The 17,351-nt window shown below is 62.8% G+C and carries 15 protein-coding genes; 6 read left to right on the top strand and 9 right to left on the bottom strand.

Annotated elements, in window-relative coordinates; genetic code table 11:
* Entirely contained in the window at positions 1–1,401 is a 1,401-nt protein-coding gene (locus tag NKJ84_RS24335) for an ArnT family glycosyltransferase (RefSeq protein ID WP_352508570.1), read from the bottom strand.
* A gap of 206 nt (positions 1,402–1,607) precedes the next feature.
* Positions 1,608–2,768, bottom strand: a complete 1,161-nt coding sequence (locus tag NKJ84_RS24330) for a helix-turn-helix transcriptional regulator (protein WP_352508569.1) — start codon at positions 2,766–2,768, stop codon at positions 1,608–1,610.
* Between the two features lie 254 nt (positions 2,769–3,022).
* Here NKJ84_RS24330 and NKJ84_RS24325 point away from each other — a divergent pair, with 254 nt between their 5' ends.
* From NKJ84_RS24325 to NKJ84_RS24315, 3 genes are all read left to right on the top strand, one after another.
* Positions 3,023–3,421, top strand: a complete 399-nt coding sequence (locus tag NKJ84_RS24325; RefSeq protein ID WP_254817092.1) for an NADH:ubiquinone oxidoreductase subunit NDUFA12 — start codon at positions 3,023–3,025, stop codon at positions 3,419–3,421.
* A gap of 156 nt (positions 3,422–3,577) precedes the next feature.
* Positions 3,578–4,060 carry a DUF2155 domain-containing protein gene (locus NKJ84_RS24320; protein ID WP_352508568.1) on the top strand — a complete coding sequence of 161 codons (483 nt, stop codon included), beginning with the start codon at positions 3,578–3,580 and terminating at the stop codon, positions 4,058–4,060.
* Between the two features lie 88 nt (positions 4,061–4,148).
* Positions 4,149–4,517, top strand: coding sequence for a hypothetical protein (locus tag NKJ84_RS24315; RefSeq protein ID WP_352508588.1), 369 nt, complete (start codon positions 4,149–4,151; stop codon positions 4,515–4,517).
* An 84-nt stretch (positions 4,518–4,601) separates the two neighbouring features.
* Here the strand turns inward: NKJ84_RS24315 and aat are convergent, their stop codons facing one another.
* The 6 genes from aat to NKJ84_RS24285 all read right to left on the bottom strand — a co-directional run bounded on the left by aat (position 4,602) and on the right by NKJ84_RS24285 (position 9,950).
* A complete protein-coding gene (aat, locus tag NKJ84_RS24310; protein ID WP_352477444.1) occupies positions 4,602–5,219 on the bottom strand; it encodes a leucyl/phenylalanyl-tRNA--protein transferase in 618 nt (205 codons plus the stop codon).
* Positions 5,220–5,234: 15 nt separating this feature from the next.
* On the bottom strand, positions 5,235–6,578 hold the full coding sequence (accC, locus tag NKJ84_RS24305) for an acetyl-CoA carboxylase biotin carboxylase subunit (protein ID WP_352477446.1): 1,344 nt from the start codon (positions 6,576–6,578) through the stop codon (positions 5,235–5,237).
* Positions 6,579–6,597: 19 nt separating this feature from the next.
* A complete protein-coding gene (gene accB / locus NKJ84_RS24300; RefSeq protein ID WP_352477448.1) occupies positions 6,598–7,056 on the bottom strand; it encodes an acetyl-CoA carboxylase biotin carboxyl carrier protein in 459 nt (152 codons plus the stop codon).
* Positions 7,057–7,082: 26 nt separating this feature from the next.
* A complete protein-coding gene (gene aroQ / locus NKJ84_RS24295; RefSeq protein WP_031211260.1) occupies positions 7,083–7,517 on the bottom strand; it encodes a type II 3-dehydroquinate dehydratase in 435 nt (144 codons plus the stop codon).
* A gap of 164 nt (positions 7,518–7,681) precedes the next feature.
* Positions 7,682–8,485: a DsbA family protein gene (locus NKJ84_RS24290; protein ID WP_352508567.1), complete on the bottom strand. Its 804-nt coding sequence runs from the start codon at positions 8,483–8,485 to the stop codon at positions 7,682–7,684.
* Between the two features lie 70 nt (positions 8,486–8,555).
* Positions 8,556–9,950, bottom strand: coding sequence for a M48 family metalloprotease (locus NKJ84_RS24285; protein ID WP_352508566.1), 1,395 nt, complete (start codon positions 9,948–9,950; stop codon positions 8,556–8,558).
* A 145-nt stretch (positions 9,951–10,095) separates the two neighbouring features.
* On the opposite strand from NKJ84_RS24285, the gene NKJ84_RS24280 reads away from it, so the two are divergent.
* Both NKJ84_RS24280 and NKJ84_RS24275 read left to right on the top strand, forming a co-directional pair.
* On the top strand, positions 10,096–11,244 hold the full coding sequence (locus NKJ84_RS24280) for a pyridoxal phosphate-dependent aminotransferase (RefSeq protein ID WP_352508565.1): 1,149 nt from the start codon (positions 10,096–10,098) through the stop codon (positions 11,242–11,244).
* A 12-nt stretch (positions 11,245–11,256) separates the two neighbouring features.
* Complete coding sequence (locus tag NKJ84_RS24275) at positions 11,257–12,222, top strand: glutaminase (RefSeq protein ID WP_254817099.1); 966 nt, start codon at positions 11,257–11,259, stop codon at positions 12,220–12,222.
* 96 nt (positions 12,223–12,318) lie between these two features.
* Here the strand turns inward: NKJ84_RS24275 and NKJ84_RS24270 are convergent, their stop codons facing one another.
* Complete coding sequence (locus NKJ84_RS24270) at positions 12,319–15,300, bottom strand: Rne/Rng family ribonuclease (protein ID WP_352508564.1); 2,982 nt, start codon at positions 15,298–15,300, stop codon at positions 12,319–12,321.
* Between the two features lie 668 nt (positions 15,301–15,968).
* Here NKJ84_RS24270 and NKJ84_RS24265 point away from each other — a divergent pair.
* Entirely contained in the window at positions 15,969–17,231 is a 1,263-nt protein-coding gene (locus tag NKJ84_RS24265; RefSeq protein ID WP_352508563.1) for an N-acetylmuramoyl-L-alanine amidase, read from the top strand.
* Positions 17,232–17,351: the final 120 nt, after the last annotated feature.

Raw genomic sequence — 17,351 nt, 5'->3', positions numbered from 1 at the left:
TCAATGCTGTCCCTTCAGCACGACGAGATAGCCGCGTTCGACGCGAAGCCGGAACGCGATTTGCCCTGCAGTGCCGGGATCCTTGGAAACCTTGTCAATAACATAGCCGCTGGGATGCGAGCCAAGCCATTCTTCCGGTTTGTCGGTGCTTTCGAACGGCCTTTGCAACCCGGCCAGGAAGCCGACTTCGCCTTGATAGTCGAAAGCCACGGCCCAGTCCGCATCCTTTCGCTCGTCGATGAAGTTGGCGAGCGGCGTCAGGTCATAGCGTTTGAACGCGGTTGCCGATGCCACCGCGTGGCCGATGCCGAAAATGACAAGCATGACGACGGCCGAGCTTTTCAGCCTGGCGAGCGGGATCTCCGCCATGAAATAGCCGAACAGGATGGTCACGAACGGCAACATCGGCACGACATAGTGAGGCTGCTTGCCGGATATCGCGCTGAACGCCAGCAACACGGCAACGAACGAGAACGACAGCAGGCGCAAGGCGCGCAGATCCGGCGACTTCGTCTCGATCAGGCTGCGTATCCGCGTGCGCAGCTTCAACCGCCAGACCTCGGGTATGAAGATCCACGGTATGAACATGACCGGCAGCAGCAGCAGATAGAAATAGAACGGCCGGCCGTGCGAATTGCGCAAATTGCCGGTGACGCGCCCCGCCGATTGGTTCCAGACCAGATCATAGACGAAACTGCCCTTTGTCAGGATCGTCGCCGGCACCAGCCAGATCGCCACCGGAATCAGCGCGGCAAGCACTGCCAGGCCCACTCCAGCGAGGAAGTTCGGTGTCGTCAGTCCCGCCCGTCGGTCGCGCCAGAACGGGTAGAACAGGATGGGCGCGCCGATATGGATCAGCACCACCGGGCCTTTCGTCAGCACGCCCATGCCGATGAACAGCCCGGCCAGAACGGCCTGCCAGCGATTGCCGCTCCGGGCAAAGGCAATCAACGACAACAGCGCGGCGAGCACAAAGACCGTCAGCAACAGGTCGAATAGGATCAGCGTCGAATAGATGACGAACACGCAGCTTCCAGCAACCAGCCAGGGGATGCGCCGTGCGATGTCGTCGCGGCCCGGAAACAGGGTCTTTGCCAAAGCCGTCGTCAGCCAGATGACGAGCGAGGAGGCGGCGAAGATGACCAGCATCGCGGCCGGCCGGCTGGCGCCGAAAATCTTCCAGACAAGGTCGATAAGCCAAAACAGCAGCGGCGGTTTCTGCAGATAGGGCGCGAAATTCATGGTCGGGACGAAGATCTGTCCGCTCAGATACATTTCCCAGGTGACGCTGAGATATCGCGTTTCGTCGACGGGCAGCAGTGGCCGGAAAGCGACTGCGATTACGATCAGCCCAAGCAAAAAGAGGTAGGGGAGCAGCCGCTCGGTAGATGTCGGTGTCAAAGATCGAGATCCGCGCCAGAAACCATTTTCTTTCCAGCCGAGCAGAGTGCCGCGTTTCTGGACCGCGAACGACCGCACCACGATTTTGGCCGAATTGCAACGATGCCGGGTTTCGTTTCCCAGATTTTGCCGACGATGGTGTCAAAGTTTGAAAAACTTACCGACCGAGTCCTTTGGACCACCGCCGGTTCGAGAATCTGCGCAAATCAACTGGAGCGCAACGGCGGTGACAATTCGCGCATCAAGAGTTCGAGCTCGCGCTGATCGCCGGTGCCGGTCTTGTCGAAGATCGTCGCCAACTGCGACTTGACGGTGCCGTCCGAGACGCCGCCGGCCGCGGCGATTTCCTTTCGCGTCAGGCCGGCGGCAACGTGACCGGCGACTCGCCTTTCTGCCGCGGTCAGTCCGAACAGCGCCGCAATGGCATCCAGCGCCGGGGTCGGTGTCGAACCGGCCGCGGCGATGAAGATCGCTGCGGCGGCGCGCTGCGAGATGCGCGTCGAGATTTCACGCCGCGCCAGCGGCATAACATGGGCCACCGCCGGAACAGCCGTCTTGGCCAGCGGAATGTTAATGCCGCAAGGTCCGAGTGCGAATTCGTCGCGCGTGCCGAGATGGACGGCACGGCCGATTGCGGCATTGGCGTTGGCATAGGTGAATGAAAGCTGTCCGCGCACGCAAGCGACCGAAATGTTTTCGGCGAGCAGCGCTTCGGCTGACGGGTTGGCGAAGATGATGGTCATGTCTTCGGCGACGATCAGCACCGGATGGTCGAGGCTTTCGATGATGGAACGGAAGATTTCGGCCTTTCGCCGCTCGGCCTCGAACAGGTCGCCGATGGTCACTGCGCGCCGCACATGCGGCGCCAGCAGGCAGACAAGCTCGAGATCCTCGCGGGAAATCTGGCGTCTGTCCTTGTCGGTCACCACCATTAGCGTGCCGATCCGGGTCGGCCGCTTCATCAACGCCACCCAGAAGAAATCATCCAGCCGGTTGGGTTGTACCCATTCGCGCACGATGCGGCTTTCGAGCCATCTCTGTCGCGTATCCGGGCCTTGCAGGGTGTAGATCGAATCGACGGTGAAGGGCACGTCGATCTCCATCTTGGGAACCGCCGCATAGAACGGTACTTGCGAGCCGTAGTCATGCTTCAACGGCTCAAGAACTGCGGGATCGCCGCAGGACACCGAAAACCGCGCAGAGCTGCTGATCGTGTCGATGACGGCGAGCATGGCAAGCCGGCCTTCCGCCAGATTGCAGATGGCCTCGAGTGTCGCCTGCCAGCGGTCGACGTCGGCAATCGAATCGTAGATCGCCTCAACGACCTGCGGCAATGCGCGACCGGCCGTGCGCGCCAGCGATGACATAAACCCCTCTCATTTGCCGTCCTAGGCAACGAAGCATCAACTGCTAGAATAACGCTGCGTAAGGTTACCAACAACTTATTTGATCTGCTTCGGACGGCCGCGAAAATAGCGTGAACGTATCGCTTTTCCGTCAGCCATTTTGCTCGCCGGTTGCGGCAAGACCCTTGCCTTCGCAATGCCGTGACGCCATAAGCAGGAACAGGCGCCGCAGCCGCCGCGAGGACTTGCCACAAGGACTTGCCACGAGGATTTGGATGAAGACTTTCCTTCTGCAGTTTTTCACCTGGTGGAACAGCCAGACATTGGGAACGCGCTTTCACACCTGGCGGCATGGCAAGAAGGTCGGGCAGGACGAGGTCGGCAACGTCTACTATGAGGGCGGCGTCGATTCGGAAGGCCGCACCCGCCGCTGGGTCATCTACCGCGACTATTCGGAAGCCTCGGCGATTCCGCCCGGCTGGCATGGCTGGATCCATCACCGTGTAGACGTTCCGCCGCCAAGCGAAGACTACAAGCCACGCGACTGGCAAAAGCCGCATGTGCCGAACCTCACCGGCAGCCCCGCAGCCTATCGGCCGAAGGGCTCGGTGCTGACCAACCGGCATCGTCCGCAGGTGACGGGCGACTACGACGCCTGGACGCCCGGTTCGTGATCGATCGCCGCGACAGGCCGCAGTCCCCCACGGAGGCGGTCCCCACGCGGGCGGTCCTTTGTCGCCACAATTACTGTTTAGTTGCTTGCTGATCCGACAGCAGCAACTAGCCTTGGCGTTAAGAGAATCACCCGGGCGCAAATCACCGGACCTTGCATGAGCATGTTCAGCCGAATTTTGACGGGCGGATTAACCGCGGTCGTTCTCGCTTCCATGGCGGCGCTTGCTGCTGCGCAGGAATTGGCGCCGCCTGCGCCTGACGCGTCGGTGGCGCCTGCAGCACCGGCAGTATCCGAACGCCTCACCAATCCCGTCGCTGAATTCGCCGGCATCGACAAGATCACCGGCCGGATCATCACCTTCGATGTCTATATCGACGAGACGGTGCAGTTCGGCGCTTTGCAGGTGACGCCGCGCATCTGCTATTCACGGCCCGAAAACGAAGAGCCGAAGACGGATTCGTTCGTCGAGGTCGACGAGATCACGCTCGACCGGAAGATACGCCGTATCTTCACCGGCTGGATGTTTGCCGAAAGCCCCGGGATCAACGCCGTCGAGCATGCCGTCTATGATATCTGGCTGAAGGGCTGCAAGCAGAAGTCCGACGTGCCGGCACCCGCCGCCCCCAAAACCAACTAGAATCTGTCAGCGCGCGGCGGATACCGCGCCCCGCGGAACCGCCGCGTTCCCCGAGCGTTGGTGCCTCTCTACGGAGGAGGTTGCCATGATGATGGCCAACAAGAACGAACTTCTCGACATCGAAAGGGGATTCTGGAGCGGCGACGCCGACTACTTCAAGGCCAATGCCGATACCGAATGCCTGGTGGCCTTCCCGCAGATGGCGCGGGTGATGAGCAATACCGATCTGGCCGAAACCGCCACGGACCCGAACCGCTGGCGCGATCTCGACATCGACCTCAAGGGCATCATCGAGCCGGGCAGCGACATCGTCATGCTGACCTACGAGGCGCGTGCGACCCGGCAAAATGGCGAAGCCTATGCGGCGCTGGTCAGTACTGGCTATGTCCACCGCGTCAATGGCTGGAAAATGATGTTTCACGCACAGACGCCGCTGCCGACGGCAGCAAAAAGCTGAGCGGCCGATAGAGCAATTCCAGGAAGAGTGTGAACGGCTTGCCGTCCGGAATTGCGTTTCTTTGAAATGATGAGCCATTCCAGGTTATGGAAAAAACGAGGCCTCGCCCTTCAGCGCCTCGGCCAGCATCTTCTCGTATTTGCCGCGCGGCACGTCGATTGCGCCGAAGCGTTTGAGATGCTCGGTGGTGAACTGCGTGTCGAGCAGTGCAAAGCCGCGCGCCTTCAGGCGTTCGACGAGGTGAACCAGGCAGGCCTTTGACGCGTCGGTCTCCCTGGCGAACATGCTCTCGCCGAAAAACACGCGGCCGAGCGATACGCCGTAGAGCCCGCCGACCAACCGGTCGTTGTGCCAGGCCTCGACCGAATGGCAATGGCCCATCCGATGCAGCTCGATATAGGCTTCGCGGATCGGCGCGTTGATCCAGGTCGACCGGCGTTCCTCGCGCCTTTCGGCGCAGGCCTCGATCGTCGCCTCGAAGTCGAAATCGATGCGGAACTCGAACAGGTTCTTGCGAATCGTCTTTCTCAGGCTTTTCGGTATGTGGAACCCGTCGAGCGGAATGATGCCGCGCGTCTCCGGCCGCACCCAGAATACTTCGGGGTCATTGGCGCTTTCGGCCATCGGGAAGACGCCGGAGGCATAGGCTTTGAGCAAAAGGTCGGTCGGGATGCGATAACCGGGTGCGTAGGGACGAGTCATCGCTTCGCCCCTGTATCACTCGCCTTCGGCCAGGTATTTTTCCAGCCAATGGATATCGTAGTCGCCATTGGCGATGTCGGCGTTGCCAACGAGGTCGCGAAACAGCGGCAGCGTCGTTTTGATGCCGTCGACGACGAATTCGTCGAGCGCGCGCCGCAGCCGCATCATGCACTCGACGCGGTTGCGGCCGTGCACGATCAGCTTGCCGATCAGGCTGTCGTAGTAGGGTGGGATCTTGTAGCCCGAATAGACGCCGGAATCGACGCGGATACCGAGGCCGCCCGGCGTGTGAAAGTGGGTGATGGTGCCCGGCGAGGGGGTGAAGGTCCGCGGATCCTCGGCGTTGATGCGGCATTCGATGGCATGGCCGTGGAAGCGGATATCCTCCTGGCGCACCGAAAGCCCGCCGCCCGAGGCGACGCGGATCTGCTCGTGCACGAGATCGATGCCGGTGATCGCCTCGGTCACCGGATGTTCGACCTGCAGGCGCGTGTTCATCTCGATGAAATAGAACTCGCCGTCCTCATAGAGGAATTCGATGGTGCCGGCGCCGGAATAGCCGAGATCGGCGATCGCCCTGGCGCAGACGCCGCCAATATGCGCGCGCTCCTCGGCATTGAGCGCCGGCGAGGGCGCTTCTTCCCAGACCTTCTGGTGGCGGCGCTGCAGCGAGCAGTCGCGCTCGCCGAAATGCACGCCGCGCCCGGCGCCATCGCCGAACACCTGCACTTCGATATGGCGCGGCTTCTGCAGATATTTCTCGATGTAGACGGCGTCGTCGCCGAAGGCCGCACCCGCCTCCGAGCGTGCCGTCTGCAGCGCCACCTCGAGGTCGGCCTCGCTATGCGCCACTTTCATGCCGCGCCCGCCGCCGCCGGCCGACGCCTTGATGATCACGGGGTAGCCGATCGCGGCGGCAATGCGCTTGGCTTCTTTGTCCTCGGTGACCGCACCGTCGGAGCCGGGCACCACGGGGATGCCGAGGCGCTTTGCCGTGCGCTTGGCCTCGATCTTGTCACCCATAATGCGGATATGGTCGCCGGTCGGGCCGATGAAGGTGATGTTGTGCGCGGCGAGGATGTCGGCGAACTTGGCGTTCTCCGACAGAAAACCGTAGCCGGGATGCACTGCGTCGGCGCCGGTGATCTCGCAGGCGGCGACGATCTGGTGGATGTTTAGATAGCTGTCGCGCGACGGCGGCGGGCCGATGCAGACGCTCTCGTCGGCGAGACGCACATGCATGGCGTCGGCGTCGGCGGTCGAATGCACCACCACCGTCTGGATGCCGAGCTCCTTGCAGGCGCGCAGCACCCTGAGGGCGATTTCGCCGCGATTGGCGATGAGGATTTTCTGGAACATCTTTCGCCTGTTCCCGGCTCTACTCGATCACGACAAGCGGCATGCCATATTCGACCGGCTGCGCGTCTTCGAACAGGATCGCCGTCACCGTGCCGGCGCGCGGCGAGGGGATCTGGTTCATCGTCTTCATCGCCTCGATGATCAGCAGCGTCTGGCCTTCCTTGACTTTCTGTCCGACCTCGATGAACGCCTTGGCGTCGGGCGACGGCGCCAGATAGGCTGTGCCGACCATCGGCGAGGCGACGGCGTTCTTCGACACGTCGGGCGCCGCCGGCACGGCGGCTGCCGCGGGCTGCGCGGCTGCCGGCGCGTGGGCCGGCTGCGCTGCGGCGACAGCATGGACGGCCGGCGCCTGCCGCGAGACGCGCACCTTCAGATCGCCCAGCTCGACCTCGATCTCGGTCAGGTTGGTGTCGTTCAGTATGCCCGCCAGATCGCGGATCAGCTGCTGGTCAACACCGTTCTTCTTTATCGACATTTTCGAGCCTTCTGTTTGTTGGCCGGTCATAGGCGTGCAGCCAGCGCCTGCAGCGCCAGCGTGTAGCCGAGCGGCCCGAACCCGCAGATCATGCCGACGGCGACCGGCGCGACCATGGAGACGTGGCGGAATGGTTCCCGCGCGTGGATGTTGGAGAGATGCACCTCAGCCACCGGCAGCGGCGCGACGGCGCGGATGGCATCGTGAATGGCGATCGAGGTATGGCCGTAGGCGCCCGGATTGATGACGATTGCGGCGGCCTTGTCGGCGGCCTCCTGGATCCAGTCGACGAGGTCGCCCTCATGGTTCGACTGGCGGAAATCGATCTCCAGCCCAAGTGCGGCACCTGCCTGCTTGCAGTCGTCGGCGATCGCGGCAAGCGTCTTGCCGCCATAGATGCCCGGCTCGCGCTTGCCGAGCGCGTTGAGATTGGGGCCGTTCAGGACGAAAACCGTTTTCAAAAAATGCCGACCTTTCCCGGCGCGGCTAAGCCGGCGCGCCGGACCCTCTATAATGGGCATAGACGCTGGCGAAAAGAGCGCAAGTGCGTTCTTTCTCCGTCCACAACAGCCGGAAAACGGCCCGCGCCGGAAACCCGTAGCCCTAATCGAAACCCGAACGCTAATCAGAGCGCCGCCTTCGCCGCCTCGATCTTTTCGGCCAGCACTTCCTGGCCAAGCGCGCCGAACACAACCTCGTTGCCGACCACGTAGGACGGCGTTCCGGTGATTGCGAGCTTGGTGGCGAGATCATAGGTCTTGGAGAAGGCCTCGGTGATGCTCGGGTCCTTCATCTTTTCGCGCAGCGCCGTCTCGTCGGCGCCGAGCGACAGCGCCACCTTGATTGCCGCCGCCTCGGTGGCGCGTCCTTGGCCGCCGAGCAGCGCGTTGTGGAATTCGCCGTATTTCTCCGGCTTCAGCAAGTGGAAGGCCATCGAGACGACGCTCGCCTTCTGCGAATCCGGGCCGAGGATCGGGAATTCCTTGAGCACGAAGCGCAGGTCCGGATCGGCCTTGGTCAGCGCGCGCATGTCTTCGATGGCGCGTTTGCAGTAGCCGCAATTATAATCATAGAATTCGACGATGGTGACCTTGCCGTTCGGATTTCCGACAACACCGTCAAAGGAGGAATTGAAGATCTGGTCCTTGGCGTCTTTGATGACGCCGAGACTGGCGACGCGCTGTTCTTCCTTCTGCTTGGCCTCGAGTGCCTGCTGTGCCTCCAGAAGCACTTCCGGGTTCTTCAGGAGATAGTCGCGGACGATGCCTTCGACTTCGGTGCGGTCGAGCTTGGTATCCGAGGACGCCGTCTGGGCAAGCTGCGCCGTGCCGGCCTTCGCCATCTGCGGATTGCCGGCGACGAAGCCGAACGCCAGCATGGCGAGAGCCGCTGCCACTCCGGTAGTGCCCAGCAGAATTGCCCTGGTCATGATCCTCGATCCTCTTGCCCGTGTTCTGGTCCGCTCGCTTTGGCTGTATCGCAGCCTGCGTCCGAAAGGTTCACTTCTTCTTACCTGATGGTGCGTAGTTTATAATGTCCTGCGCGCGAAGCCAGCCCGGCTCGCCCCGCTTCATGCTCTGCTGCGCCCGCATGGCGAAGATCTTCGCATTCTTGTAGTCGCCGGAATAGAAATGCCCTTCGGCGGTTGCAAGCTCGGCGGCCGGGATGTTGCCGAGTTCCCCGTAAGCCTGTGCCAGATAGCGGTATCCGTCGGCGTTTTCGCGATCCCGTCCGAGGCCGGTGTTGATCTGCGCCACCGCCTTCTTCAGCGAATCCGCCGTGCCGATGGCCATCAGCGCCTGGCCGTAAGAGACCGGCAGCAGCCCGGATCGCGCCGGATCGAGGCTGACCGCCTTGGCATAGGCGTCGGCAGCATCCTTCGGCCGGTTCGCCTTCATCAGGATGTCGCCGCGCAATTCCTGGAAATACGGGTTTTTCGGCTGTTCCTTGATCAACGCGTTGGTCTTGGTGAGCGCCGAAGCCAGATTGCCGAAAAGATAGGTCATCTGCGCGTCGCCATAGCGCGAGGCGAGGCTGCCGGGGTTCTTGCGCATCAATCGTGACGCCGCCGCCTGGCCTTGCATGTAGGCGGCGATCTTGATGCGCATCATATCGTGGCGCTGCTGCAGTGCCGGCGGGTCGACTTTATCGACGTAAGGGCTCTGCTTCACCAGCACTTCGAGATTGGCGATACGCTCCTGCGGCATCGGATGGCTGATGCGATAGGGATCGACTTGCGCGCCAGAGAGCGACAATGCGTTCTGGAAACGGCCGAACGTCTTCAGCATGCCCATGCCGGACTGGCCGGTTGCATTCAGATAAGCGATTGCCGAACGGTCGGCGGTCATCTCTTCGGTGCGCTGATAGGCTAGGATACTGCGTTGCGCCATCTCGCCGCCGCCGGCCATCACGCCCATGCCGGCCCCAGCGAGGCCGCGGCTGTTGCTGGTGGCGCCGGCAACCATGGCGCCGGCGCCAAGCAGCGTCGCCAGTATCGCCATCGTCTTGGCACGCTCGAGCTGCTCGCGCAGTTTCTGCTGATGCCCGCCGGCGATATGGCCGGCCTCGTGGGCGATGACGCCGATGATCTCGTTGGGCGTTTCGGCCGTCATCAGCGCGCCGGTATTGATGAACATGCGGCGCCCGGCAACAAAGGCGTTGAAGCTCTGATCGTTGACCAGCACGATGTTGATGGCGTCGCCCGATAGGCCGGCCGCCTTGAAGATCGGCCGCGCGTAGTCGCGTACCAGCGCTTCGATCTCGGCATCGCGCACCACCGGCACATTCTGCGCAAATGCATCGACCGAGCCGGCCATGGCGACCACCGCGGCAAGCGCAAGCGTCGCGAAAGCGCGCGCTGTCCTGGCGATCGTCGATTTGGGTCGGCTCAACATGGCAGGTCCACTGGTAGACGAGTGGGCGAAGGATGAAAAGTCAGCAGCCTAAACTTACCGAACTTGTGATCCCCACACCAATCGGGCATTTGTGCGGCGCGGCCAGCATGGCCGGCACGCGCGGACAAGTGTGGTGGATTGAAAAATGGTTGTTTCGCTTTCGCGCCGCGGCGCGGTCGAACCGTTCCACGCCATGGACATCCTGGCCGAGGCGAATCGGCTGAAAGCCAAGGGCCTGCCGGTCGTATCCATGGCCGTCGGCCAGCCTTCCGATCCGGCGCCGGCCGGGGTTCGCGAAGCGGCCGCCAATGCGTTGAAAGCAGGCCGCATCGGCTATACCGACGCGCTGGGCCTCGCCGGTCTGCGCAAGGCGATCGCGGCGCATTATGGCGAGCATTACGGGCTTGACGTTTCGCCCGAGCGGATAGCTGTCACCACCGGATCGTCGGCTGCCTTCAACCTTGCTTTTTTGGCGATGTTCGATCCAGGCGATCGCGTCGCCATCGCCGCCCCCGGCTATCCGGCCTATCGCAACATCATGGCCGCGCTCGGCATCGACATCGCCGAGATCGAGTTGGACGGCGCCGCCTATCTCCATGCCGAGCACCTGCAAGCTGCGCATCGCGAAAAACCTCTGAAGGGCGTGCTGTTCGCCAGCCCGGCCAACCCGACCGGCGCGGTCATTCCCGCCGGCGATCTCGAGGCGCTGGTCAAGACGGCGCAAGAGCTCGGCATCGCCGTAATCTCGGACGAAATCTATCACCGGCTGGCCTATGCGGCGCCAGACACGACCGCGCTTTCTTTCGGCGCGGATGTGACGGTGATCAATTCCTTCTCGAAATATTATTGCATGACCGGCTGGCGCATCGGCTGGATGGTGCTGCCGCAGGAGCTGGTGCGGCCGGTCGAGCGCATCGCCCAGAGCCTCTACATCTCGCCGCCCGAGCTGTCCCAGATTGCCGCGATCGAGGCGTTCAAGGCGACGCCAGAGCTGGAAGCGGTGAAGGCGCGCTATGCCTGGAACCGCGAGCTCCTGATGCAACGCCTGCCGGAGCTCGGCTTTGCTTTGGCCGCGCCCATGGACGGCGCGTTCTACGCCTTCTGCGACGTCACCAGGCACACCAATGACAGCATGGCGTTTGCGCGCCGGATGCTGGCCGAGGCGCATGTGGCGGCGACGCCCGGCCGCGATTTCGACCCGCTGCAGGGCCATCGCACGATGCGCTTTTCCTACGCCGGCAGCCACGACGACATGGTCGAGGCGATGGCGCGTATCGAACGCTGGCTGAAGTAGCGGGGGGCGACGATGCCGGAGCTTGAACAGGCGTCTCAACTTGAACAGGCGCCCCAGCTTGAACAGGCCTTGCGCGAGGTCGCCACCGAAATGGCGGAGCGTACCGATCGCGGCGACGTCGCCAGCTATATTCCCCAGCTCGGCAAGATCGATCCGAAAAAATTCGGCATCGCCGCGGTGACCAATGACGGCCGCGTGCTGACCGCGGGTGACGCCGACGAGGCGTTTTCAATCCAGAGCATCTCAAAGGTGTTCACGCTGACGCTGGCGCTCGGCAATGTCGGCGACGCGCTGTGGCAGCGGGTTGGGCGCGAACCTTCGGGCAATCCGTTCAACTCGATCGTCCAGCTCGAGCACGAGAACGGCATTCCGCGCAATCCATTCATCAATGCCGGCGCCATCGTGGTCTCAGACATCCTGCTTGCCGGCCATCAGCCGCGCGAGGCGATCGGCGAGATCCTGCGCTTTATCCAGTTCCTGGCCGATGACGACACGATCATCGTCGACCGTGAGGTCGCGGCGTCCGAACGCGCCACTGGCTTTCGCAATTTCGCGCTTGCCAATTACATGAAATCGTTCGGCAATCTCCACCATGCGCCGGAACTGGCGCTGGGCGTTTACTTTCACCATTGCGCTATCGCCATGAGCTGCCGGCAACTGGCCCTGGCCGGCCGCTTCCTCGCCAATGGCGGCAAGAACCCGGCGACCGGGCATTCCGTCGTCTCGGCAGAGCGCGCGCGCCGCATCGGCGCGATGATGCTGACCTGCGGCCACTATGACGGCTCCGGCGACTTCGCTTTCCGCGTCGGCATTCCCGGCAAGAGCGGCGTTGGCGGCGGCATATTGGGAATCGTGCCGGGCGTCGCCTCGCTTGCCGTCTGGTCGCCTGGCCTCAATGCCAACGGCAATTCCAGGCTGGGCTCGATCGCGCTGGAAAAACTGGCGAAGATAATGAACTGGTCGATCTTCGCACCATAGTGTCGTCGCCTGCAATTGGGGCAAAAAAATCCCGCGCAGCCGATCGGCGACGCGGGACTTTTCCAATCAGAAAGTCTGGCTAATGCACGCAAAGGCTTAGAAAAAACCCTTCCGCTGCCACCAGCCGGCACGCTTTGGCTTGTCTTCGGCCTTTGCTTCCTCGGTCTTTGCCTCGTCGGGAACGATCGAGGAGACGACCGGGACGACCGGAGCATCCACCGGTACGGGCTTGCGCCGCGACGGCCGGACCTTCGGCGTTTCCTCGGCAGCCGCCACTTCGGTCTCCGGCGACACCGGCGCGGGGGTCTCGCCGGAAGCCACTGAGGCGGCCTCGGCAGCCGATGTCTCGGCGCCCGCAATCTCGGCAACTGCTTCCGCCGCAACCTTCTTCGGCTTGGCGGCGCGGCGCGGCTTCTTCGGCTTTTCGGCGCTCGGCATGTCGTCGTTCGCCGGAGCAAGCACCGCAAGCTCTTCCGCCGGCGGGGCACCTTCCGGTTCGCCGGTCACGGGCTCTGCTTCCGACACGGCACCTTCCGTCATGGCGGCTGGCTCGCCGGCGCTGGCTTCGACGCTGTCCTCGCCGTCTTCACGGCGATTGCGCTTGCCGCCGCGCTTGCCGCGCCGGCGCTTCTTGCCGTGACCGTCGTCCGCCGCTTCCGCCGTTTCGGCAACACCGGCCGGCGCTTCACGGCCCGCTTCGGCGCCTTGGTCGCCGGCGGCTACCAACGCATCGTCTGTCGGCGCCGAAACGGAAGCACCTTCCACAGCAGCGCCATGTTCGCGGTCCCGGTGGTCACGATCCCCGTGTTCACGATCCCCGTGTTCACGATCCTTGCCGCCCCGCCGTCTGCGGCGCTTGCGGCGCTTGCGATCGCGGCCTTCGCCGTCCTCGCCGGACCTTGGCTGCTGCGGCTGCGGCGCAAGGCGTGGCTGCTCGGCCTGCACCGGTGCCTCGTCTTCCTCCTCGATGACGATCTCGTCCTCGGGTTCTTCCGGCTCGACATAGGCCGGGAAGGTGCGCGCCTCGACGAAGCCTTCCGGCTTTTCGGCCAGCGCACCGCGGAAGATGGCATAGTGTTGTGCACCGACCGTATCATCGGCTTCGATGGTGATGGTGACACCGAAGCGGTGCTCGAATTCCACCAGCGTGCCGCGCTTGTGATTGAGCACATAGAGTGCGGTCGCTGCCGGCGTCCGCACCGTGATGTGGCTGCGCGAATCCTTGAGCAGGAATTCCTCGATTGCCCGTACCACCATCAGCGCGACCGACGAATCGGAGCGCACATGGCCGGTGCCGCCGCAATGCGGGCAAGGCTTCATCGTCGATTCCAGCACGCTGGCACGGATGCGCTGGCGCGACATCTCCATCAGGCCGAAATGCGAGATGCGGCCGACCTGGATGCGGGCACGATCGTTCTTGAGGTGATCCTTCAGCCGCTTCTCGACGGAGCGGTTGTTGCGGTTCTCCTCCATGTCGATGAAGTCGATGACGATGAGGCCGGCGAGATCGCGCAGCCTCAATTGCCGGGCGACTTCCTCGGCAGCTTCCAGATTGGTGTGAAGCGCGGTGTCCTCGATCGAGTGCTCCTTGGTGGAACGGCCCGAATTGACGTCGATGGCGACCAGCGCTTCCGTCTGGTTGATGATGATGTAGCCGCCGCTCTTCAGCGTCACCTGCGGCTGCAGCATGCGGTCGAGCTGCGCTTCGATGCCGTTGCGCACAAAGATCGGCGTCGTGTCGCGGAACGGCTGAACCACCTTGGCGTGGCTCGGCATCAGCATGCGCATGAAGTCCTTGGCCTCGCGGTAGCCTTCTTCGCCGGAAACCAGGATCTCGTCGATATCCTTGTTGTAAAGGTCGCGTACCGAGCGCTTGATCAGGCTGCCTTCCTCGTAAACCAGGGCAGGGGCCGTGGATTGCAGCGTCAGATTGCGGACGTTTTCCCAAAGCCGCATCAAATATTCGTAGTCGCGCTTGATCTCTGCCTTGGTGCGGCTTTCGCCGGCCGTACGCAGGATGACACCCATGCCCTGCGGCACTTCGAGATCGGCGACCACTTCCTTCAGCCGCTTGCGGTCCTGCGCATTGGTGATCTTGCGCGAAATGCCGCCGCCGCGCGCCGTGTTCGGCATCAGCACCGAATAGCGGCCGGCCAGCGACAGATAGGTGGTCAGCGCCGCGCCCTTGTTGCCGCGCTCTTCCTTGACGACCTGCACCAGCAGGATCTGCCGGCGCTTGATCACTTCCTGGATCTTGTACTGGCGGCGCACCGGCTTGCGGCGGTTGCGCACTTCTTCCAGCGCGTCTTCGGCGCCGACCGATTCGACCTCGTGATCGTCCGAATGCGAGGATTGCACCTCTTCCAGCATGCCGCGATCATTGTCTTCGGAGGTTGCCTCGCCGCTTGTCTCGGCCCCGCCCGTCTCGGCTTCGCTTAGCTCGACTTGCGGGACGGCTTCCGAGATTACGTCGGCATCGACGCTGGCAGCGATGGAACTGGAACCGCCTTCGGACGGCTCGGTCTCGCCGCGATCGGCGACTTCATCGCTCTGTCCGGCGGCACCCTCGCTCTGTCCAGCAACGTCGGACATGGTTTCGCCATTGTCGGTAGCGGCATCCAGCTTTTCTGCGACGGCACCTTCGCCGTTCTCGCCGTCGGACGCGCCTGCCTCGTGCCTGTGCTCGCCGCGGTCACGGCTCTTGCCGCCGCGCCGGCGTCCGCGCTTGCCACGGTCGCGGCTCTGGCGGTCCTCGCCTTCGGCGGCTTCCTCGTCCTCTTCGTCCTGGGCTTCCTGTGCTTCCGCACGCAGCAGCGCCTGACGGTCGGCGACCGGAATCTGGTAGTAGTCGGGATGTATTTCACTGAAGGCGAGGAAACCGTGACGGTTGCCGCCATATTCGACAAAGGCTGCCTGCAGGGAAGGTTCGACGCGCGTTACGCGGGCGAGATAGATATTTCCTTTGAGCTGCTTCTTGTCCTGGGATTCAAAGTCGAATTCTTCAATTCGGTTACCGCGAACGACGACAACGCGTGTTTCCTCCGGGTGGGAGGCGTCTATCAGCATTTTGTTGGGCATTATTTCGTTTCCTCCCGGCAGCCGTCGGCCGCAGCTTGCGGGGCAATGCCCGCTGCCGTGGACCTGGAACATGAGTGCCGGACAATTGAACGTCCGCCGGCCGCTGCCTGAGCGCCATGGCGGTGCCGCCCGCAGCCGTAGTGGCGCGGTTTGTTGCGGACCTTTCCATGATTGCGCTTGAAGCCATCGTCACCAGCAGAACCTTTTGAACCAAAGCCCGGGAAAAACCGGACCAGCTTGTTTGCTCATACAGAGCCGGCACGGGACAATCCCGGCCGTTTTGCTCACGCAGGCGATTCCCCCGCCACGGGAGCACGCCTGCGAAAATCGTCGCGATCACCGATGCCTTCTTCGCCTGAAGCGAAAGGAGCCGTCTTGCGTCTGACCTGTAGCAGGAAGCTGCGGAGGAGGACGGTTCCAGGATTGCAGTGATCCACCATCGCTTTTATGATTTGGCAGGTTGGAAGGCAACCCCGATTCCCGATGCCGGCAAAAAGCCGTTCCGCAGCGGAAGCACAGGTCCCAAGCCTTCCATGAAAAGGCTTGGTTAACCTTCTCTGGATACCAATCGTTAATCGAGTTCGCGGCCTGCCGGCACTTTGACAAGCAACAGGGCCCTTCGACAAGCGGTCGGGCATGACGCCAAAACGGGAGCGACTGGTAGAAAGATGGGACTGGCAAGCTTCGCAGACAAGGGCCGTCATCATGGAGGCTGGTTCTTCCGCACCGCCTGCCTGCTGTCGCTGATCCTGGCTTGCCTGGTCTTTTCGCCGCTTTCGCGTGCTGCCGACGCACCGCTTGCTGCCACAAGCTACAAGATGGCCGGCGATGCCACCAAGATGCGCATCGTCATCAATTTCGACCGCGAGCCCGACATCAAATGGTTCCTGCTGCGCGGCCCCGATCGCCTGGTCATCGATCTGCCGGCCACGAGATTCGCCCTCAATGCCAAGGACGTAAAGCCGCGCGGGCTTGTCCGCGCCGTGCGTTACGGCGAGCTCGGCGAGGGGAAATCGCGGCTGATTCTCACCGGCAAGGGACCGTTCGCCGTCGACAATCTCGACGTGCTCAAGAACGGTGACGGCAACGGCTACCGCATCGCCATCGACATGTCGGCGGCCTCGCAGCGAGAATTCGACGCAGCGCTCGCTAATCAGGCGCTGACGACCGGCTCGACGGTCTCCGCCGACAAGGCCGGCAGGGTCGGTACCGGGCCGGTCTCCAATCCGGGCCATCGTTTCACCGTCGTCGTCGATCCCGGCCATGGCGGCATCGACGGCGGTGCCGAGGGCCTGAACGGTACGGTCGAAAAGAACGTGACGCTCGCCTTTGCCATGGAACTGCGCGACAAGCTCGCCGCCAGCGGCAAATACGACGTGTTCCTGACGCGCGAAACGGACGAGTTCCTGCGGCTCGACGACCGCGTGCGCATTGCCCGCCAGCATGAGGCCGACCTGCTCATCTCGATCCATGCGGACACGATCAGCCTCAAGGGCATTCGCGGTGCAACCGTCTACACCGTGTCCGACAAGGCTTCCGATCCCGAGGCGCAGGCGCTTGCCGACCGTGAAAATCTTTCCGACCAGTTCGCCGGCATGGAGATCAAGGACGACAGCAAGGAAGTGACCGATATCCTGATCGACCTGATCCGCCGCGAGACGCATAATTTTTCGATGAGCTTCGCCCATACTCTCGTCGGCCAGCTTTCCACCAGCGTCGGTCTGATCAACAACCCGCAGCGTTCTGCCGGCTTCAAGGTGCTGAAGGCGCCGGACGTTCCATCCGTGCTGGTCGAACTCGGCTATCTGTCGAACGCCAAGGACGAAGCGCAGTTGCTCAGCGCCGATTGGCGCAACAAGGCGACCCAGAGCATAACCAATGCCGTTGCCCTGTTTGCTTCGGCCAGAAGCGGAACGGGGGCCGGAGGCTGAAATGCCCACCGGCGCCCACAACCTGAAGCAGCGTTGCACGGCGACAACACCCTGTGCTTTTATTTCCGGCATTCGAAACCGAAATCCCGCGCCGCCGTATTTTGCCCACATGGTCGCGAC

It is taken from the genome of Mesorhizobium sp. M0048 (assembly GCF_040323405.1).
GTDB lineage: Bacteria > Pseudomonadota > Alphaproteobacteria > Rhizobiales > Rhizobiaceae > Mesorhizobium.
The sequence above is the reverse complement of the archived record's forward strand: the minus strand, read 5'-3'. Positions and strand labels throughout refer to the sequence as shown.

Excerpts from the sequence above, each read along its gene's own strand:
- NKJ84_RS24330 (WP_352508569.1), bottom strand. The coding sequence starts at position 2,768 with ATGTCATCGCTGGCGCGCACGGCCGGTCGCGCATTGCCGCAGGTCGTT.
- NKJ84_RS24325 (WP_254817092.1), top strand. The coding sequence starts at position 3,023 with ATGAAGACTTTCCTTCTGCAGTTTTTCACCTGGTGGAACAGCCAGACA.
- NKJ84_RS24320 (WP_352508568.1), top strand. The coding sequence starts at position 3,578 with ATGAGCATGTTCAGCCGAATTTTGACGGGCGGATTAACCGCGGTCGTT.
- NKJ84_RS24315 (WP_352508588.1), top strand. The coding sequence starts at position 4,149 with ATGATGGCCAACAAGAACGAACTTCTCGACATCGAAAGGGGATTCTGG.
- aat (WP_352477444.1), bottom strand. The coding sequence starts at position 5,219 with ATGACTCGTCCCTACGCACCCGGTTATCGCATCCCGACCGACCTTTTG.
- accC (WP_352477446.1), bottom strand. The coding sequence starts at position 6,578 with ATGTTCCAGAAAATCCTCATCGCCAATCGCGGCGAAATCGCCCTCAGG.
- accB (WP_352477448.1), bottom strand. The coding sequence starts at position 7,056 with ATGTCGATAAAGAAGAACGGTGTTGACCAGCAGCTGATCCGCGATCTG.
- NKJ84_RS24290 (WP_352508567.1), bottom strand. The coding sequence starts at position 8,485 with ATGACCAGGGCAATTCTGCTGGGCACTACCGGAGTGGCAGCGGCTCTC.
- NKJ84_RS24285 (WP_352508566.1), bottom strand. The coding sequence starts at position 9,950 with ATGTTGAGCCGACCCAAATCGACGATCGCCAGGACAGCGCGCGCTTTC.
- NKJ84_RS24280 (WP_352508565.1), top strand. The coding sequence starts at position 10,096 with ATGGTTGTTTCGCTTTCGCGCCGCGGCGCGGTCGAACCGTTCCACGCC.
- NKJ84_RS24275 (WP_254817099.1), top strand. The coding sequence starts at position 11,257 with ATGCCGGAGCTTGAACAGGCGTCTCAACTTGAACAGGCGCCCCAGCTT.
- NKJ84_RS24270 (WP_352508564.1), bottom strand. The coding sequence starts at position 15,300 with ATGCCCAACAAAATGCTGATAGACGCCTCCCACCCGGAGGAAACACGC.
- NKJ84_RS24265 (WP_352508563.1), top strand. The coding sequence starts at position 15,969 with ATGGGACTGGCAAGCTTCGCAGACAAGGGCCGTCATCATGGAGGCTGG.